Here is an 18,471-nt window from a genome sequence, read left to right as displayed (position 1 = left end):
TGCGAGGTTTAGCCCATCCCCGTTAACCATCCGTCAACCAGCACGTCGGGAGCGATTGGAACTCGGCTCTGCCGGGCGATGCTGCGGGCGATCTCGTAATATTGCAGCGCGCGCTGCTCCAGCGTCAAATTGTCCAGGATGTAGCCGCGCGGATCGAACTTGCCCGCGGCGCAGCCGGCCCAGAAATCGGTCCAGCGGTTCTCGAAGCCGGCGCGGTCGGTGAATTTGAGACCGCAGCGATCGTCCCAATAGGGCACCGACGACACCGGCCCGAACTGCACACGGTGCGGATAATAGTCGGGATCCCGCCATGGGCCGCCGGGATCCCAGGCAAGCACGGGCACGCCACAGGACAGCGCCTGCTGATAGGCGATGCCCTGGCTTTCGTTCTGGCAAAGGAAGATCATCGCACGCGAGCGCGCCAGTGCGGCTTGATAGTCTTCCTCCTTGTAGCTGCCGTAGCGCAGCTCGGTGAACGTTCGACCTTCGCTCTCGAGCCGGGCGCGGACCGGCTCGACCAGTTCCGGCACGTGGCGCTCGCGGTTCAAACTGACCTTGTCGTAGAGGAGAATGTCGACGGTCTTGCCGCGCGGAGGCGACGGCGCCCACAAATCGGTGTCGATGCCGACCGGCCAGGCTTCCGTGTCCGGCCAATGCGGCCGATACATGTCGGCATACCACGGACCGGGTACCAGGAATTTCCTGACTGGAAGCCGCTTGAACAGATCAGGATCGTCCAACGGATGATTAAACGCACAAACTCCGAGCAGGATCGGATTCTTCCACGCGAATTTGTCCAGCAGGAAGGCACGACCGATGATGCAGGCGACTTCTTCAGGGTGCTGTGCGATGTAGCTGTAATCGTTGACGCGGTAACGGATACCGAGACGGTCGAGGCCGGCGCAGAGATTGAGGAACACGCGCAGCTGTCCACTCATGCGCGGCTCGCCGAACAACATCTTGCGCGCCATCCGCCGCAGATGGCGGTCGCCGGGAAACCAGCGATCGTCCTTGTCCTCGTAGAACAGGTTGAGGATCATGTCGTCGGGATCGTAATCGAACGTCTTTGCAGGCACTGGATCCATCCGCGGCATCGCGGCCTCGCATTCTCGCATGAGACCGGCTGTCGAACCTTTCGAAAGCTGGCATAGACTTAACGCCTCAGGTTTAACGCTAATCTACGAAACCGAAACTACGCGGAGCTTCGCAACAACGATTTGATCGTTATGTGGGTATCATCCGCGGCGGCCGCGCCAAGCGGCCTGCTTAACGGATCCTTAACACGAGGAGTCATCGATTGACCCTTGCCGACGCCACGCACGATGCACCGACCGCCGCACCCGCGGCGACGGATGCGCGCGCGGCGACGCCAGTGGTTTCCGTCGTGATCCCCGCCAAGAATGCCGCGGCCTATATCGGCGAGACCATCGCAAGCGCGCTGGCGCAAGACGGCGTTGTCGAGGTGATCATCGTCGACGACGGCTCGACCGATGACACCGTGGCCATCGTCGACGCAATCCGCGATCCGCGGCTGCACCTGGTGCGGAACGAGGCCAGCGGCGTGTCGGCCGCACGGAACTTCGGCGCACGCGATGCGCACGGCGACTGGCTGATGTTTCTCGATGCGGACGATCGCTTGCGGCCCGATGCTGTGGCGACCCTGCTGACGGCAGCAAAAGCCGCCCCGCACGCGGTTCTGGTCTATGGCGATTACAACACGATCGACAGCGCGGGACGGACGATCGGCCGCCGCGAGCTCTTGAAGGGACGACTCAAGCCGTCCGGTAACGTGCTGGAACGCCTCGCCGGCGGCAATTTCATCGTCAATGGCGGCATCATGTTGATCCGCCTTGCCGCCTTCCGCGCAACCGGCGGCTTCGACGCCTCGCTGCGCTATTGCGAGGACTGGCATTGCTGGTGCCGTCTCGCCGCAACAGGCGAGTTCGCCTATGTTCCGAAGCTCCTGCTCGACTATCGCCTGCACACGGCCAACACCATGAATGCCGCGCTGCGGACGCCGCACGATTTCTTCCCGGCGGTCGCGCGCGTGTTCGCCGACGATTTGATCCTGCGCAAGCTGCCATCTGGCGCAGCGCCCCGGCTGCGCCAGGCCGCCGAAATCCATCTCGTGACCTATGCCGCGACGCAGGCAGTCCGCTTCGGGCGATATCGCGAGGCGTTCGTCTATCTCGGCATGGTCGGACAGCGTTCGCTCAAGGCAATGCCAAGGTCTGCGGTCAAGATCGCGCTGTCCTATTTCGGCATCTAGCGACGCAAAGGCGTCAGGAAACGATCTTCGAAGCCTCATAGGGCTTCGGGTCGTAACCGAAAGCCGCGAGTGCAGAACCGACGGCCATCAGCACGGGGTGCATCGCGACGACCGCTTTCGACGACGTCAGCAGGCGAGCCGAGCGCACCAGCGACAACGGCAACCGTACCAGCGCTTGCGCAAACAAACGCGCTCGCGCTGCCGCACCCCGCGCAGCCTTGACCTGCACACGATAGTTGATCACTCCGATGCGCAGACTGCGCTTTGCGATCCAACCCAAGGCGGTTCGATTCTGGGGCACAGTCTCGGTGATGACCGCTTCCGCGGTCCAGTGGAAGACCATGCCGGCATCGCGGCCACGATTGAAAAAATCGCAATCGCCGCCACCGAGAAAATTGAACTGCAGGTCGAAGGCTGGGCTGCCGAGCCGCTCGAAAGCGGCGCGCGTGACCAGGCAATTGCCGCAACCGTAGATCAGCGGCACGGCACCGGTGTAATCATAGGCCGGACAGAAGGCGGGATGACGCGCGAGCCAGGGCTGGCTGTCATCGTCGAACACCGGCAGCACCGGTCCGCCGACCACGTCGGCACCGGTCGCCTCCGCGGTGCGAACCATCAACTCGAGCCAATCGGGCGAAGCGATCTCGTCGTCGTCGATCATCAGGAAGCGGGTCGCGGCGGGAAACACCGCCTGCGCCGTCTCGAACGCGGCGTTGATCGCCTGACAATTGCCCTGTCGCTTCTCTACTAGGCATATCCCCTGCAGTTTGCCGGCGGCGAGATATTCCGCAGCAACGGGCGCACTGGCGCGCCCTGCCGCATCGTTCTCCACCATCACCACCGCGAAAGAGCGCGGGGTGCGCTGACTGACCAGCGAATCCAGCGTCAGCCGCAGATGATCGGGACGGCGGAAGCAGGGAATGCAGACGACGATGCCGACCGAGAGGTCGATGACGCGCGAGCTCGCCGCGATCTCCCGGTTGGGATCGCGCAACGTTTCCAAGATCCGGCTGGCGGATAAATCTGTCGGGATCAGCGTCATCGCGTTCTCAATGCCTGAGATATGTTGAAAAAGCCCTGCGTGCATTGTGCCATGTCGGCACGCCCGCACGGGACAGATGCGTCCCGGAACGAGCGTACCGCAGGAGCGCTCAAACTGCACCGCGACCCCGATCTCCCGACGCTGGGACACTTCGTCATACGTTTAACCGCTTTCGCGTGTTTTCCCTGCGAATTCCTTCGCGCGTGATACTGCAATTCGCAGTCCATCACGCGTCAACAGCGCAACATGAACGATGCCGTAGTTAACGTGGTGTCCGATTAACCCGGTCGTAAGCACCGTGATCGGGATATCCGGCGGCATCAGATTTGCTCTTCGAGATCGCGGGATTTTTCCTGTAATTTGTAGAGAACAAGCCGGTCGGAAAATGAACAAGTCAGCCACGATCGATCTCGCGACCGAAGCGCCGACCCACACCCAAGCTCTGCTCGATCTTGTCGGCGGCGAGGCCCGCGACAGCCTGCTCGGGATCCACAAGGTGCTGCCGCGCGGCACCGACGTCCGCCGCGGCGATCATCACGTCATCCCGCGAAGGATCTGACGGCCATGCGTGCGCAACCCGGCCTTCACGTCGCGAAGCCGCACGCGCGCGCGCCGCTGGGCACGCCTGGTAACGAACCGTTAATCATCGCGGGAGCGCCGCCGCCGAAGCGGCACAACGACGCGGCAAATGGCGGCCCGCGCTTAAACGCTTTGTTTGCCATTTCGGTGAATAGTCCCTCAATGAGTATGGTTAATTTTCCCTGTTGCGTTGATTGCGCACCCATATCCCCGGTGCGAGGCGTAAAGCGAAGAGTAACCCCTCAGCCCGCGGCCGTTGGAATGAAAGCTGGGGACTATGCTTGACTATAACCAGCCGATTGATCGGGCCATAACTCCGACCGTATCGGAAGCCCCGCAGCGCAAACCCGAGGCCAGCTTCAACGTGCTGGAGCTCGTCAGCCTACTGTGGCGGCGCAAGATCGCGATTGCCTCCGCGGCACTGATCGGCGCGTGCCTCGCCGTCACCGTCGGCAAGAGCCTGACACCCCGCTACACCGCGACCGCCCAGCTCTATGTCGACCCGCGCGAGCTTCAGCTCGTCGACCGCGAGCTCACGCCGCGCGCCCAGGACGTTTCCGGCATGTCCATGGTGGTGGAGAGCCAAGCGCGCCTCATCACCTCCAACAGCGTGCTGTTGCAGGTGATCCAGCAAGCGGGTCTGGACAAGGATCCGGAATTCGGCGGTGGCGACGGCAGAACCTTGACTTCGTCCCTGCTCGGCCTGATCGGCCTCCATGTCCGCGCGCCCTCCGCTGCGGAGACCAAGGAGGTGCAGCTGGCGGCCCTCGACGCGCTGAACAAGCACATCACGATCCGCAAGACCGACAAGAGCTTCATCGTCGACATCGAGGTCTGGTCGATCGATCCGGCGAAGGCGGCGATGCTCGCCAACACCCTGACCAACACTTATCTCACGGAGTCCCGCAACTCCCAGGCTCTGGCGGCGCGGCGCGCCACCAGCGAATTGTCGGGCCGGCTGAAGGAGCTGCGCGAGCGGCTGCGCAACGCCGAGACCGCGCTTGCCACCTACAAGGCCCAGAACAATTTCGTCGGCACCCAGGACTCGCTGATCTCTGATCAGCAGCTTTCCTCCAGTAACCAGCGGCTGTCCGCGGCCCGCGCGGCCACGATGGACGCACAGGCGCGGCTGGACCAGATCGAGGCGAACAAGCGGACCGCCGCCGATGCAGGCGCGATCCCCGAAGCGCTGCAGTCGCCGACCATCGCCAATTTGCGGGCGCAATATGCCGACGCCCGCAAGAAATATGCGGAGCAGACCGCCGAACTCGGCCCGCGTCATCCCGCGCTGCGCCAGACCGAAAAGCAGGTCGAGGATCTCAAGCGCACCATCAACGAGGAGATCGAGCGCTTTGCTCTTTCAGCCAAGAACGATCTGACGCGCGCCCGCGACTACGAGGCGTCGCTCAACCGGGCGCTGGAAGTCCAGAAGCGGCAGAGCGTGCAGCTCAGCCAGGCCGCCGTGCGCCTGCGCGAGCTCGAGCGCGAGGCCGATGCCAGCCGCGACGTCTACCAATCCTTCCTCAAGCGCTCGCGCGAGACCGAGGAGCAGGAGACCCTGAACACTTCGGCGGCCCGCGTCATCGGCGAAGCCACGGTGCCGCAGCGCCGCTCGTTCCCGCCTGGAATGAGCCTGTTCGCGATGATCGGCTTCATCTTCGGCGCGCTCGCAGCCGCCTGCTGGTTCGTCGCGGCCGAGCATCTGTTCAACGGCGCGTCCGCCCCCGAGCCGGGGCGCCGCGAGCGCACGCCTGCGCATGACGTCATGCGGCCCCAGCCCGAAGCCGCCGCGCCCTCACCTGCGCTTGCGCTGGTCGAGAAGCCGCTGATCGCCCGCCTCCAGGAAGCGGACGTTATCCGCACGCTCGCCGCCATTCTCGCCACAGGCGGCGGTGTTGACCTGACCCGGGTCGGCTGGCCGACGCTGCGCCCGGGATTCCCGCTGACGACCCTTCTCAACGCCCTGCGCGACATGCGCGCCGCGATGGCGCGCCGCGCCGGCGGCAAGACCATGCCGGTGATGGCGCTGGTCGGCGCCGGCGACACCACCGGACGCAGCATGACGGCATTGAATTTCGCGCTCGCCGCCGCGCGCGACGGCAGCCGTGTCTTGATGATCGATGCCGACCATCAGGCACAAACACTCTCGCGCAAGATCAATCGGCCCGGCAAGAGCGAACCCAGCAAGCTTGGCTGGCTCTCGATCGGCAACAAGACGGTGCGCGAGATCAAGACCGTCAACGGCATCTCGGTGCTGCCGGCGACCGAGAGCGACGCCGGCAGGGCTGCTGAGGCCATCCGCAAGGCGATCGCGCAGGCGCGCTCGGCCGGCGGCTACGACCTCGTCATTCTCGACGGCCCCGCGATGCCGTTCTCCACGGCAGGCCGCAAGCTGCTCGACGGCACCGATGCGCTGGTCGCGGTGCTGCCGACCAGCCTCGACATCAACGACAGCATGGAAGACATCCTGTCCGCGCTCGGCACCGCCCAGCGCAAGCTCGTCGGCGTCGTGCTCGACGAGCTCACCCCTGCAACCCAAGCGCGCCAGCGAGGCAAACAATATGCTTGAGCGCCGCATCAATTTCGAAGGCCGGGCCGCAACATCCGAGGTGCCGCGGATCACCGTCGGCGGCCTTCGCATGGCCGCACTCGATCTCGAAGCGACTGCCGACTTCATGATCGAGGCAACCGATCGGGCTCACCGCATCGGGCGGCCACTGTACCTGACTTCGGCCAATGGCGAGGTGCTGGCGCGCTGCTCGACAGAGCCCCAGACCGAGCGCCTGTTCCGCGCGGCCGATCTGATCAATGCCGACGGTCAGCCACTGGTGGCGGCCTCGCGGCTTCAATCCTGGTTTCCGCTGCCGGAGCGCGTCGCCACCACGGATCTGTTCCATGTCGTCGCGCGCAAGGCTGAAGCCGCCGGCCGCACCTTCTACATGTTCGGCGCCAGCGAGGAAGAGAACGCCGCCGCCGTCAAACGCGTTCAGAACATGTATCCGCAGCTCAAGATCGTCGGGCAGAGCCATGGCTATCTTCGTGACGAGGCGTTGCGCGCCAAGGTCGAGGAGATCAATGCTCTCGCACCTGACTTCCTGTGGGTCGCGCTCGGTGTGCCCAGCGAGCAGGCTTTCGTCGAGGAATACACACCGCTGCTGACCAATGTCGGCGTCATCAAGACGTCGGGCGGCCTGTTCAACTTCCTGTCGGGCAGCCGCGCACGCGCACCGCAATGGATGCAGAAACTCGGGCTCGAATGGGCCTGGCGCACCTGGCTCGAGCCTCGCCGCCTGTTCTGGCGCTATTTGACCACCAACCCCCGCGCGATCTATCTTCTCTTCAGCCGCAACCGGCCCGTCAATCGCTGAAAGAGTAGAAGATCCACATGACCGATCGACCGACAGTCCTCGTCACAGGGGGCGCGGGCTACATTGGCTCGCATGCCTGCCGCGCCCTGGCCGCTGCCGGATATCGGCCCGTCGTTTATGACAATCTTTCGACAGGTCATCGCAATTTTGTGTCGGGGGAACTGGTCACGGGCGATCTGCTCGATGGTGCAGCACTGGCGCGCACCTTTGCCGAGCACAAAGTGACGGCCGTGATGCATTTCGCGGCAGCGAGCCTCGTCGGCGAGTCCATGACCGACCCGCAGAAATATTACGTCAACAACGTCCAGGGCACGCTGTCGCTGCTGCAGGCGATGCGCAACGCAGGTTGTCATCGCATCGTGTTCTCTTCCACCGGCGCCGTTTATGGCAACGCCGATTCCAAGGAACTGCCGGAAGATTTTCCCTGCGCACCGATCAATCCCTACGGGGCGTCGAAGTGGATGATCGAGCGTATGCTCGCCGACTACCGCGCAGCCTACGGTTTCGGCGCGTTCTGCCTGCGCTACTTCAATGCCAGCGGCGCCGATCCGGCCGGCGGCATCGGCGAATTGCGCGACAACGAGACCCATCTCATTCCGCGCGCCATGATGGCGCTGCAGGGCCATGTCGATTTCGCCGTGTTCGGCGATGACTACGATACGCCCGACGGCACCGCGATACGCGACTACATCCACGTCACCGACCTCGCCGCGGCGCATGTCGCGGCGTTGAAGCTGCTGGAGGCGGGACATGCCGGCGGCAGCTTCAATCTCGGCACCGGGTCAGGCTTTTCGGTGCGCGAGATTCTCGACGCCATCAGGCTGGAGACCGGGCGCGAGGTGCCGCACACCGTCAAGCCGCGCCGTGCCGGCGACCCCACCTATCTCGTCGCCGACGCCGCTGCCGCACGCAAGGTTCTCGATTTCGTGCCGCGCCATTCCGACTTGCCGACCGTGATCCGCACCGCCTGGGCCTGGCACCAGAAGGCGCATCCGTTGAGGGCGCGTTAAGCGACGGCGGTGGTCAGATAGCAGCGCGTTTCGGCCGTAGCGCCGCGGCTTCGTCCACGGCCGTATCCGTCTCCGGCTGGAGCGGCGGTGCGACGGCAAGCTCCATCGGTCGCAGCAACTCGGCCATCTGCTTCGCCGGCAGCGGCTTGGAGATCAGGAAGCCCTGCATCTCGTCGCAGCCATGGGTGCGCAGGAAGACCTCCTGCTCGGCATTTTCGACGCCCTCGGCGACCACGGTCATGCCGAGCGCCTTGCCCATGCTGATGATGGCCTGTGCGATCGCCTGATCCTCCGAATCCTGCGGCAGGTCGCGCACGAAGGAGCGGTCGATCTTGATCGTGTCGATCGGGAAATGCTTCATCAGCGACATCGAGGAGTAACCGGTGCCGAAATCGTCGATGGCAAGGCGGATGCCGCGGCTCTGGATGGCGTCGAGCACCTTCAGCGCGCGACCGACATTGCGCATCATCATGCTCTCGGTGACCTCGAGCTGGAGCAGCACCGGCGACATGCCGGAGACTGCCAGCGCCTCGTCGACGTCCTGCAACAGATGCTCGTCGGCAAATTGCCGCGGCGACAGGTTGACCGCCATCGACACGGGCAGCAGGCCGCAGCGCTGCCAGGCCATGGCCTGCGCGCAGGCCTCGTTCAGCACCCAGCGGCCGATCGGCACGATCAGGCCGGTCTCCTCCGCAAGCGGAATGAATTGCGCCGGCGAGACGTTGCCGAGATCGGGATGATTCCAGCGCAGCAGCGCTTCCACCCCGGTGATCTGGCCGGATTCCATGTCGACCTTGGGCTGGTAGTTCAGCGAGAACTGCTCGCGCTCCAGCGCGCGGCGCAGCGCGCTTTCGAGCGACAGCCGCTCGATCGACTGCGTCTTCACTTCCTTGGAGAAGAAACGATAGCCGTTCTTGCCGTCCTCCTTGGCGAGATACATCGCCATGTCGGCGTTCTTGGTCAGGGTCTGCGCGTCGGCACCGTTGGCCGGGTACATCGCGATGCCGATCGAGGCCGTGGTGTGACACTCATGGCCGGCGAGCTCCATGGGCTCGGCGAGCGCCGCGAGCAGGCTGGTGGCGATGCGCTGGACGTCGTCGATCTCGCCGCACTGGTCGAGGATCACCACGAACTCGTCGCCGCCGAGGCGTGCGACCACGTCGCTCGCCCGCAGCGCGCCGCGCAGACGGCTCGCGACCTGGAGCAAGAGCAGATCGCCGGCCTCATGGCCCAGCGAGTCGTTGATGACCTTGAAGCGATCGAGGTCGATGAACAGCACGGCAAAGCGGTGATCGCGGCGCTCAGCCGTTTCGATCGCCTCGCGCAGCAGCCCGTTGAAGGTCTCGCGGTTCGGCAGATCGGTCAGGCTGTCATGCGAGGCGAGATATTCGATCCGCTCGTCAGCCTTGTTCTTCTCGTCGGCGCGGTCGAAATTCTCCATCGCGAAGGCGACGTTGTCGGCAAGACGCTGCAGCAGCTCGACGAACTCGCGGGTGAACGTATCCTGCTCGATAGACATGTAGATCATGACGCCGACCGCCCTGTCGTGCGTGATCAGCGGGAAGGCCGCGCCGGAGCGCGCGCCGTCGCCCTGGAGGACGGCATGGAATGCGCTCACGCGGTTGTCGTTGACATAGTCGTTGCTGATGCAGGGCTGCCTGGTGCGGAATGCCGTGCCGCTCATGCCGCGGCCTTCGGGCCGGCCGGAATCGATGGAGAGACGAACGTTCCGCGTGGTCTCGGCGGATGGTCCCGCGGTCGCAACGATCTCGAGCTGATCGGTGTCGGCACTGGCGAGCGCAATGGTCGTCGAGGTGAACTTGCCGCCGGTCGACGCGGCTTGACACACCAGCTCGAACAGCTCGGTGCGGGACTTGGCGCGCACGATCGCTTCATTGGTGTCGCTCAGCGCTGCGAACATGCGCGTCAGGCGCTCCTTCTGCGCCTCGGCCCGCGCGCGCTCGTCGGCCCGGTCGAAATTGTCGAGCGCAAAGGAGACGTTCTCCGCGAGGCGTCCCAGCAGCTGGATGAGATCTGGCGTGAAGGTGCCTTCGTCCGGCGAGAGGAACAGCAGGACGCCGATGGCATCGGTGCCGTTGCTCAGCAGGGGAAAGCAGCCGCCGGATTTCGTGCCCTGATCGCGCGCGATCTGGTGCCAATGCGTGGTGCGGATGTCGGTGAGGATCTCGTTGGCGACGCAGGGCGCCTTGGTGCGGAAAGAGGTTCCGGCCAGCCCCCGCCCCAGCGGCTCGTCGGCCGAGGTCGCAAATCGCCATTTCTCGACGTGGCTGCGGCATTCGCCCTTGGTGACGGCAATGTCGAGATGGCGCCCCGTCTGGTCGACCAGGGCGATGGTCGCGGAGGAAAAGGTGCCGCCAAGCACCGCTGCTTCGCACACCGCTTCGAACAGTTCGGTGCGGGTCTTCACGCGCATGATGGCTTCGTTGGTCGCGCTCAGCGCCTCCAGCATGCCGCGCAGGCGATTGCGCTGCATCTCGGCCTTCGCCTTCTCGTCGGTGCGATCGAAATTCTCGAGCGCGAAGGCGACGTTGGCCTGGAGCCGTTGCAGCAGCTCGACGAACTCAGGCGTGAAGGTGCCGCGTTCCGGCGAGTTGAAAAGAAACACGCCCTCGATACGGTCGCCGTTGAACAGCGGCAGCGCTGCGGACGATCCGATACCGTTGCGGCGGGCGTTGGCGTGCCATGGCTTCATCCGGTCGTCAGCCAGCACATCGTTGCTGATGGCAGACCGGCGCGTGCGGAACGCCGTGCCGGTCAGCCCGCGCCCTTCGGGCACCTGGTCGGAAATCGAGAACTTCGAGCTGCGAACGATATCCGCGTTCGGACCATAGCAGGCGACGACGCGAAGCAGCTCGGCATGGCGGTCGACCAGCGCGATGTTGGCCGAGGTGAATTTGGCGCCCTTCGCGGTTGCTTCGCAGACGAGGTCGAACAGCTCGGCCCGCGAATGCGCACGCAGGATCGCCTCGTTGGTCGCGCTCAGTGCCGCATACATGCGCGCGAGGCGCTCCTCTTCCTCGGCAATCCGCGCCTTCTCGGCCTCACGGTCGAAATTGTCGACCGCAAAGCAGACGTTCTCGGCGATGCGCAGCATCAGCGCGACGACTTCCTCGTCCTTGGCCCAGGACTGGCTAAGGAAGGAGAGGATGACGCCGATGCTTTGGCCGTGCTTGACCAGCGGCGCCGCCACAACTGCGGCGACGCCCGTGTTGAGATTGGGCTGCTCCCAGGGCGTTCCCTTGGTGCGGCGCGCGAGATCGCGCTCGACGACAGGCTTCCGGGTTCGGAACACCTCGCCGGAAATGCCGCGACCGTAGGGATTGTCGGGATCGGCGGAGTAATGGGTCCGCGCAACGATCTCCAGATTCTCACCGGTGCCCGCGACGGGCTTCAGCCAATGCGAGTCCTGCTCCTTCAGCAGCACGAAAGTCGCCAGCGACTTGCCGCCGTGCACGGAGGCGTCGCAGACGAGCTGATAGAGCTCCTGCTCGGTTTTCGCCCGCAGGATGGCTTCATTCGTCGCGCTGAGCGCGCCGAACATGCGGTTGAGCCGCCGCGTCGCCCGCTCGCTATTCTGCCGCGCCGTCTCGCGCGAGAAATTCTCCAGCGCATAGGAAATATTGGCCGACATGCGCCCGAACAGCGACACCATCTGCTCGCTCAGCGAGCCGGCCTCGCTGCGGGTCACGAACAGCACGCCGACGCTTTTGCCGTTGCACAGAAGCGGCAGCGCCGCCGCGGCACCGATATTCGCCTTGGCCGCGCCCTCACGCCATGCCAGCGACCGGGGATCGTTCAAATAGTCGTTGCTGATGCAGAGCTTCTGGCTGCGAAACGCCTCGCCACCGACGCCCAAGCCCTCGGGCGCGTCAGCCTGGGTGGTGATCTTGATCGCGCGCAGGCGCGCCACGTCGTCACCGCGCCCGGCGGCAAAGCGCAGATGCTGGCCATCCGGCTCCACCAGGAACACGGCGACGGCCATGAAGTCCCCACTCGAAAACCCGGCGTCGCAGACCATCTGGTACAGCTCGTCCGGCGATTTCGCGTAGAGGATCGCCTCATTGATGGCGCTCAACGCCGCAAAGGTGCGCGCGAGTGTCGTCGGCACGATCTCAACTCCCGGGCATTTCTGCCGATTTCTCCCGGGTGCCTTGTGAACCGACATCGCCTAAGTGGTCGTTATTGCGGCAAGGAAACCGCCAATCACAGTGAACGAGAGGCGAATGACTGTCGGGAAACGTCCGGGAATACCGTCTCGCGGGAGGAATCTTCGACGAAAGGCGTGCTCTCTTTACGAATTTGCAGCCCTGTATTGGTTTACGGGAGATTGATATCGCAGCTCCGCTTTGAGACCATGGCGTCCAACAAGCAGCCCGTTAAGGGCATGAAAGCCGAGGGAACGCCATGCCGATCGTTAGGGCCGACCGCCTCACACGCGTCAGCGCCGCGTTGCTCCGTGCCGCCGGCGCCTCCGAGGACGAAGCCGACGCGGTCGCCGTCGGCTGCGTCAACGCCAATCTCGCCGGCCATGATTCACACGGCGTGATCGCGATTCCCACCTATATCGACCGCATCAAGGCCGGGCACATCGCCCCAGGCGCCACCTGGACCATCGTGCAGGAATCGCCGACCACGACCGTGATCGACGGTCATTGGGGTTTCGGCTTTCACGTCAACGCCAAAGCGATGGCGCTGACGATCGAAAAGGCGAAGACGGCGAACGTCGCCGCCTGCACCGTGTTCCGGCAGAGCCATGTCGGCCGCCTCGCCGCCTATCCGCTGATGGCGATGCGCGAGGGCATGATCGGGATTGCGACGGCCGACTCCGGCCGTTCGCCGAAGCACGTCGCGCCGTTCGGCGGCAAGGAGGCGCGGCTTGGCACCAACCCGATCTCGATCGCGGTGCCGTCCGACCTCGATGCGCCATTCTACCTTGACATGGCGACGTCGGCAGTTGCCGCCGGCAAGATCCAGCTCGCGGTCGCGCGCGGCGAGGAGATCCCCACGGGGTGGATCATCGATGCCGAGGGACGGCACACCACCGATCCCGCGCAATATCGCAAGGGCGGGGCGCTGCTGCCGCTCGGCGGGACCGAAGGCTACAAGGGCAGCGGACTTGCCGCGATGGTCGAGGTGCTCTGTGGCCTGCTGACCGGTCTCGGCTTCGGGGTCGAGCCGACGGGACGTCACAATGACGGATGCTTCATGGCGGTGTTCAACGTCGCCGCGTTCCGCCCGCTGAAGGAGTTCAAGCGCGAGATTGCGGAGTTTGCGCGCTATCTGAAGTCGACGCCGCCCTCCGAGGGCAGCAGGGGCGTCTATTATCCCGGCGAGATCGAGGGCTTGCGCGAGCAGCTGCGCTTGCGCGACGGCATCGAGGTCGAGGATGCAACCTGGGAGAAGCTGCGCGCGCTCGCGCGCGAATACCGGCTCGACACCGTCCTCGATCTGTCCTGACACCATTCGGAGAACAGCAGCATGAATCGGCAGATGGTCCTGGTCGGATTCCTACAGGCGCAGAACTGCACGAACTTGCCGAGTTCGTGGCGGCATCCGGACTCCCGCTCGGATTCGATGTCCGCGGATTATTACCAGGAGATCGCGCGGATTCTGGAGGCCGGAAAGTTTCACATGGCCTTCTTCGACGATCGCCTGGCCATGCCGGACCGCTACGGCAACGACCACGCCCACACCGTCGAGTACGGCATTCGCTGCGTGAAGATGGACCCGCTGATCGTGCTGACCACGATGGGCATGGTCACCGACAAGCTCGGCTTGGGGGCGACCTGCTCCACCACTTATTACGAGCCGTTCGACGTCGCCCGCCGCTTTGCCACGCTCGATCTGATGTCGGGCGGGCGGGCTGGCTGGAACGTCGTCACGTCGCTCAACGACGGCGAAGCGCTCAACATGGGGCGGGACTCGCATCCCGAACACGATTCCCGCTACGACAAGGCCGACGAGTTCATGGAGGTCGTGCTCGGCCATTGGGACACCTGGGAAGACGGCGCCCTCATCATGGACAAGAAGAGCGGCCGCTTTGCCGATCCGAGCAAGGTGAAGCGGCTCGACCACAAGGGCGCAAACTTCAAGTCGCGCGGACCGTTCACCGTGCCGCGCTCGGACCAGGGCCATCCCGTCATCATCCAGGCCGGTGCGTCCGGCCGCGGCCAGCGCTTCGCCGGACGATGGGGCGAAGTGATCTTCACCGCCGCGCGCAATCTTCAAGGCGCCAAGGACGGCTATGCCGCCGTGCGCAACGAGGCCGCCAAGTCCGGCCGCGATCCTGATCAGATGTTCCTCTGCAATCTGACGACGCCGGTCTGCGCGGCAACCAAGGCGGAAGCCGAGGACAAGATGGCGCTGATCAACAAGCTGCCTCTCGAGATAGACGCGCTGTCGCTGCTCGCCGAAGCGCTCAATTACGATTTCGCCTCCAAGGATCTCGACGAGCCGCTCACCACGGACGAACTCAAGAGCATGCAAGGCATTCTCGGCATCCGCGACGGCGTGCTGAAGACTTCAGGCAAGAGCAATCCCAGCGCGCACGACTTCGTCACCTTCTCCGGCCGCGGCCAGGTGCACGACGCCATGGTCGGCGGCCCCAAGGAAATCGCGGACAAGCTGGAAGAGATGTTCGTCGAGCGCGGCTGCGATGGCTTCGTCATCGCCGCCACTTATGTGCCCGGCTCCTATGCAGACTTCGTGCAGCACGTCGTGCCGGAATTGCAGCGCCGCGGATTGTTCCAGAAGGAATACCGCGGCAAGACGCTGCGGGAGAATCTCGGGTTGAAGCGCCCGGCCGCCGGCGCGTGGAAAGTACAGCCGCGCGATGCTGCAGAATAGCGACGAGGACAGATCATGCGCTGGCTGAAATTCACCGCCTCCGGCAAAAACTCCTGGGGGATCATTGAAGGCGACCAGGTAATCGCCGTTGACGGCGATCCCTTCGGCGAATGGCAGCGCACCTCGCGCAGGCATTCGCTGGCGCAAGTGAAGATCGAGCTGCCGTTGATCCCGCGCACCTTCTATTGCGTCGGCCTGAATTACCTCAAGCATCTGAAGGAAGCCGCCGACAAGGCCGGGACCGTGCCGGCCGTGCCTGATCGCCCCGAGATCGGCTACCGCGCCCAGAACGCGCTGATCGCACATGGCGAGGACGTCGTGATCCCGTCGTTCGCGACGGAGAAGATCCATTACGAGGGCGAGCTCGTCGTCGTCATCGGCAAGAAGGTGAAGCACCTGACCGAAGCGACCGCGATGGATTGCGTGTTCGGCTACACCATTGGCAACGACGTCAGCGAGCGCACCTGGCAGAAGGCCGACCGCGGCCTGTGGCGCTCCAAGAACGCCGACACGTTCAAGCCGATGGGACCGTGGATCGAGACCGAGGCCGATCTCGCCAAGATGGAGACGGTCGTCCGCGTCAACGGCAAGGAGACCAACCGCTTCCACACGAACGACATGATCTTTGGCGTGGTGCCGTTTCTGGTCGAGCTGACCAAATATTTTACGCTGTGGCCCGGCGACGTGATCTGGATGGGCACCGATGGCGCCTCGCCCGACATCAAGCACGGCGACGTCGTGGAAATCGACATCACCGGCGTGGGCACGCTTCGGAACCGGTTTGTGCGGGAGCGGCAGTAGACACTGCCGGATCAGCGCGCTGCCGAGCGGATCTTCACATGGTCGATAAAGGCGCGCAGCTTTGGCATGATTTGCCGATGGCTCGGATAATACAGGAATACACCCGGCGTCATCGGCGCGAATTTCTCCAGCACGCGGACCAGCTTTCCCGTCGCGATGGCGCCAGTGGCCAGCGGCGCGGGCACTTGCGCCAGCCCCACACCTTCGACCGCGGCTCCGAGCATCGTCGGGAAGTCGTAAGCTATGAAGGGTCCTGACACCGCGATCTCGACCGAACGGCCGCGGTCGTTGAGCGACCATGATGCGAGAGCACCGTTTGATCGCCGCAATCGCAAGCAGGCGTGCGCGCGGAGATCGTCTGGGCGCTCGGGTCGGCCTTGGCGGGCAAGGTAGGCGGGGCTGCCCACAACGATGAGGGGCAGCGGCTTCGTCAGCCGCACCGCAATCATGTCGGGCGTGATGAACTGACCCATCCTGATGCCGGCATCGAAACCGCCGGCCGCAAGGTCGACCAGCTCTTCGCTTGCGGCAAGCTCCACCTCGATCTCCGGAAACGCCTGGCAGAATGAAGCGATCAGCGGCTCAAGCAGAATCGGCACGACCGAACGTGGCACGGTTAATCGCAACAGCCCGGCCGGCCGCTGTCCGAGGTCGCGGGCTGCCCCGCTTGCCGCGACCAGCTCCTCGAAGGCCGGTCGTGCGCGCGCAAAGAAACGCTCGCCGGCTTCCGTCAGGCCGACACTGCGGGTCGTCCGGATGAAGAGCGCGGCGCCCACGCGCGCCTCGAGCGTCCGGATCGCCTGACTGATGGCAGACGGTGTGACCCCGAGTTCGGCGGCCGCCCGACGAAAGCTGCGGTGCTGGGCCACACTGAGGAAGGCCTCGACGCCGTCGAGCGCCCCCTGCCTGACTGTGAAGTTCTGCTTCATAGCCCGTCAACATTATCGCGAATAGTCGCTCACGGAAAGTGGCTCTACATCCAGACTGCAAGTGACCCGCGCACCGGAGCAGCGAAACCGATGAAGGCAATCCGCAACGCCGCCCTGGCGCTCACCCTCACACTGACAGGTGTTATCGCCATGACCGATCCATCCCTTGCCCAGACACAAGCGCCGTCACCCGCGACCACGGGCGTGTTGGTCATCCTGACCGTGAAAGCGGGCATCACACGCGAACAGGTGATGGCCGTCATGCCTGATGAGGTCAGGCAGACGGTGCAGCTCTATCTCAATGGGAAAATCCGCGAATGGTACTCGCGGTCCGATGGGCGCGGTGCGGTCTTCCTGCTCGACGCCAGGGACGTCGCCGAGGCGCACGCCACCATGGATGCCCTGCCACTCGCCAAACAAGAGCTCATCGACCACGAATACATCGCGGTCGGCCCGCTGATGCCGTTGCGCCTGCTCATGAGCAAGCCCTGAGTGCTCGCCGACGATCAACCGGCTTCGAACCTCCACACGAAGGACATCCGAACGTGCCCGCGAACTTCAACCTTCCGTTCGTCCTCAGTGTCGCCGGCGCCTTGCTCGCAAGCGCGGTGGTCGCTGTCCTCTACGTCTGGCCTTTTGTCCGCGCGATGCCTCGTCATGAGGCCCTGCGTCTTCTCGCGGCGTTCCATGCGTTCCGCTTCCTGGGAATGAATTTCATGGTTGCCGGCTTCGTGTCTGCGGAATTGGGGCCGGATTTCGCCGGCGAAGTCGGGTGGGGAGATCTCATTGCTGCCACCCTCGCGCTCGCTTCGATGGCGGCGCTAACCTGGCGATGGACGATCGCCGTTCCAACGGTCTGGATCTTCAACGTGTGGGGTACGCTCGATCTCTTGAATGCGTACTACGTGGGCGCGACAAGGATTCAGAACCCCGGTCTGTTTGGAGCCGGCATATATATCCCGGCCCTCTACGTACCGCTGCTGCTGGTCGGTCACGTGCTCATCTTCATGCTTCTGCTGAAACCAGGCTCGGAAGAACATGCGTCGTGATGCTCGGCACGCGAATGAGGCCGGCTCAAAACGGCAAAGCCACGCTGGTCTTGATCTCCTTCAGCACCACGTTGCTGCGGACATAGCGGATGCCGGGGATGCGGAACATGAACTCGTCGAGGAAGCGGTTGTAGGCGGCCATGTCCTGCACGACGACGCGCAGGTGATAGTCCGCATCACCGGTCGTGGCAAAACACTCCAGCACCTCGCGGCGCGTGGTGACGCGCGAGACGAACTCGTCGACGAATTTGGCATCGTGCCGCTCCAGCGACACATGGAGGATAGCCGACATCGTGAAGCCCGCCTGCTCGCGCGCGACGAGGGCGGCATAGCCGCGGATGACGCCGCTGTCCTCGAGCGCACGCACCCGGCGCCAGCAGGCAGAGGTCGACATGCCGACCTCATCGGCGAGCTGCTGGTTGGTGGCGCGGCCATCCTTCTGGAGATGCGCGAGAATCCGCGTGTCCTGATCTTCAATCATGGAGAGCCCTCAATTCGATTTAATCTACCAAAACTCAAGCAAATGCGCAAAATTCTACCGATTAAACGCGAGGATC

At 64.2% G+C, this 18,471-nt stretch carries 15 protein-coding genes; 10 read left to right on the top strand and 5 right to left on the bottom strand.

The window, feature by feature from the left end:
* Positions 1 to 8: 8 nt before the first annotated feature.
* The gene (locus QY049_RS09510) at positions 9 to 1,076 is read right to left on the bottom strand and encodes a glycosyltransferase family 1 protein (RefSeq protein ID WP_258763861.1); all 1,068 of its coding nucleotides are present in this window, start codon (positions 1,074 to 1,076) and stop codon (positions 9 to 11) included.
* Between the two features lie 296 nt (positions 1,077 to 1,372).
* On the opposite strand from QY049_RS09510, the gene QY049_RS09505 reads away from it, so the two are divergent.
* A complete protein-coding gene (locus QY049_RS09505) occupies positions 1,373 to 2,269 on the top strand; it encodes a glycosyltransferase (protein WP_258767073.1) in 897 nt (298 codons plus the stop codon).
* A gap of 13 nt (positions 2,270 to 2,282) precedes the next feature.
* Here the strand turns inward: QY049_RS09505 and QY049_RS09500 are convergent, their stop codons facing one another.
* The gene (locus tag QY049_RS09500) at positions 2,283 to 3,311 is read right to left on the bottom strand and encodes a glycosyltransferase family 2 protein (protein WP_194477909.1); all 1,029 of its coding nucleotides are present in this window, start codon (positions 3,309 to 3,311) and stop codon (positions 2,283 to 2,285) included.
* 385 nt (positions 3,312 to 3,696) lie between these two features.
* On the opposite strand from QY049_RS09500, the gene QY049_RS09495 reads away from it, so the two are divergent.
* From QY049_RS09495 to galE, 4 genes are all read left to right on the top strand, one after another.
* Positions 3,697 to 3,870: a hypothetical protein gene (locus QY049_RS09495; protein WP_246755627.1), complete on the top strand. Its 174-nt coding sequence runs from the start codon at positions 3,697 to 3,699 to the stop codon at positions 3,868 to 3,870.
* Positions 3,871 to 4,167: 297 nt separating this feature from the next.
* The gene (locus QY049_RS09490) at positions 4,168 to 6,459 is read left to right on the top strand and encodes an exopolysaccharide transport family protein (protein ID WP_258763862.1); all 2,292 of its coding nucleotides are present in this window, start codon (positions 4,168 to 4,170) and stop codon (positions 6,457 to 6,459) included.
* On the top strand, positions 6,452 to 7,258 hold the full coding sequence (locus QY049_RS09485) for a WecB/TagA/CpsF family glycosyltransferase (protein ID WP_194477911.1): 807 nt from the start codon (positions 6,452 to 6,454) through the stop codon (positions 7,256 to 7,258). The genes QY049_RS09490 and QY049_RS09485 overlap by 8 nt, the downstream gene beginning before the upstream one ends.
* A gap of 17 nt (positions 7,259 to 7,275) precedes the next feature.
* A complete protein-coding gene (gene galE / locus QY049_RS09480; RefSeq protein WP_194477912.1) occupies positions 7,276 to 8,268 on the top strand; it encodes a UDP-glucose 4-epimerase GalE in 993 nt (330 codons plus the stop codon).
* 13 nt (positions 8,269 to 8,281) lie between these two features.
* Here galE and QY049_RS09475 read toward each other — a convergent pair whose 3' ends face one another.
* The gene (locus tag QY049_RS09475; RefSeq protein ID WP_258763863.1) at positions 8,282 to 12,397 is read right to left on the bottom strand and encodes a GAF domain-containing protein; all 4,116 of its coding nucleotides are present in this window, start codon (positions 12,395 to 12,397) and stop codon (positions 8,282 to 8,284) included.
* A gap of 296 nt (positions 12,398 to 12,693) precedes the next feature.
* Here QY049_RS09475 and QY049_RS09470 point away from each other — a divergent pair, with 296 nt between their 5' ends.
* From QY049_RS09470 to QY049_RS09460, 3 genes are read left to right on the top strand one after another with little or no spacing between them, the layout of a single operon-like run.
* Positions 12,694 to 13,746: an Ldh family oxidoreductase gene (locus tag QY049_RS09470; protein WP_258763864.1), complete on the top strand. Its 1,053-nt coding sequence runs from the start codon at positions 12,694 to 12,696 to the stop codon at positions 13,744 to 13,746.
* Between the two features lie 21 nt (positions 13,747 to 13,767).
* Complete coding sequence (locus QY049_RS09465) at positions 13,768 to 15,135, top strand: LLM class flavin-dependent oxidoreductase (protein ID WP_258763865.1); 1,368 nt, start codon at positions 13,768 to 13,770, stop codon at positions 15,133 to 15,135.
* A gap of 15 nt (positions 15,136 to 15,150) precedes the next feature.
* The gene (locus tag QY049_RS09460; RefSeq protein WP_301269286.1) at positions 15,151 to 15,936 is read left to right on the top strand and encodes a fumarylacetoacetate hydrolase family protein; all 786 of its coding nucleotides are present in this window, start codon (positions 15,151 to 15,153) and stop codon (positions 15,934 to 15,936) included.
* Positions 15,937 to 15,947: 11 nt separating this feature from the next.
* Here the strand turns inward: QY049_RS09460 and QY049_RS09455 are convergent, their stop codons facing one another.
* Entirely contained in the window at positions 15,948 to 16,865 is a 918-nt protein-coding gene (locus QY049_RS09455) for a LysR family transcriptional regulator (RefSeq protein WP_258763867.1), read from the bottom strand.
* Between the two features lie 90 nt (positions 16,866 to 16,955).
* On the opposite strand from QY049_RS09455, the gene QY049_RS09450 reads away from it, so the two are divergent.
* Both QY049_RS09450 and QY049_RS09445 read left to right on the top strand, forming a co-directional pair.
* Entirely contained in the window at positions 16,956 to 17,357 is a 402-nt protein-coding gene (locus QY049_RS09450) for a hypothetical protein (RefSeq protein ID WP_258763868.1), read from the top strand.
* A 53-nt stretch (positions 17,358 to 17,410) separates the two neighbouring features.
* Positions 17,411 to 17,914, top strand: coding sequence for a hypothetical protein (locus QY049_RS09445; protein ID WP_258763869.1), 504 nt, complete (start codon positions 17,411 to 17,413; stop codon positions 17,912 to 17,914).
* 25 nt (positions 17,915 to 17,939) lie between these two features.
* Here the strand turns inward: QY049_RS09445 and QY049_RS09440 are convergent, their stop codons facing one another.
* On the bottom strand, positions 17,940 to 18,395 hold the full coding sequence (locus QY049_RS09440) for an Lrp/AsnC family transcriptional regulator (protein WP_194477920.1): 456 nt from the start codon (positions 18,393 to 18,395) through the stop codon (positions 17,940 to 17,942).
* Between the last annotated feature and the right edge of the window lie 76 nt (positions 18,396 to 18,471).

This window comes from Bradyrhizobium sp. WYCCWR 13022, assembly GCF_030435535.1.
In the GTDB taxonomy this organism is placed as follows: Bacteria; Pseudomonadota; Alphaproteobacteria; order Rhizobiales; family Xanthobacteraceae; genus Bradyrhizobium.
This window is presented reverse-complemented; position numbering and strand designations above follow the sequence as displayed.

Excerpts from the sequence above, each read along its gene's own strand:
- QY049_RS09470 (WP_258763864.1), top strand. The coding sequence starts at position 12,694 with ATGCCGATCGTTAGGGCCGACCGCCTCACACGCGTCAGCGCCGCGTTG.
- QY049_RS09455 (WP_258763867.1), bottom strand. The coding sequence starts at position 16,865 with ATGAAGCAGAACTTCACAGTCAGGCAGGGGGCGCTCGACGGCGTCGAG.
- galE (WP_194477912.1), top strand. The coding sequence starts at position 7,276 with ATGACCGATCGACCGACAGTCCTCGTCACAGGGGGCGCGGGCTACATT.
- QY049_RS09495 (WP_246755627.1), top strand. The coding sequence starts at position 3,697 with ATGAACAAGTCAGCCACGATCGATCTCGCGACCGAAGCGCCGACCCAC.
- QY049_RS09500 (WP_194477909.1), bottom strand. The coding sequence starts at position 3,311 with ATGACGCTGATCCCGACAGATTTATCCGCCAGCCGGATCTTGGAAACG.
- QY049_RS09440 (WP_194477920.1), bottom strand. The coding sequence starts at position 18,395 with ATGATTGAAGATCAGGACACGCGGATTCTCGCGCATCTCCAGAAGGAT.
- QY049_RS09460 (WP_301269286.1), top strand. The coding sequence starts at position 15,151 with ATGCGCTGGCTGAAATTCACCGCCTCCGGCAAAAACTCCTGGGGGATC.
- QY049_RS09465 (WP_258763865.1), top strand. The coding sequence starts at position 13,768 with ATGAATCGGCAGATGGTCCTGGTCGGATTCCTACAGGCGCAGAACTGC.
- QY049_RS09485 (WP_194477911.1), top strand. The coding sequence starts at position 6,452 with ATGCTTGAGCGCCGCATCAATTTCGAAGGCCGGGCCGCAACATCCGAG.
- QY049_RS09490 (WP_258763862.1), top strand. The coding sequence starts at position 4,168 with ATGCTTGACTATAACCAGCCGATTGATCGGGCCATAACTCCGACCGTA.
- QY049_RS09450 (WP_258763868.1), top strand. The coding sequence starts at position 16,956 with ATGAAGGCAATCCGCAACGCCGCCCTGGCGCTCACCCTCACACTGACA.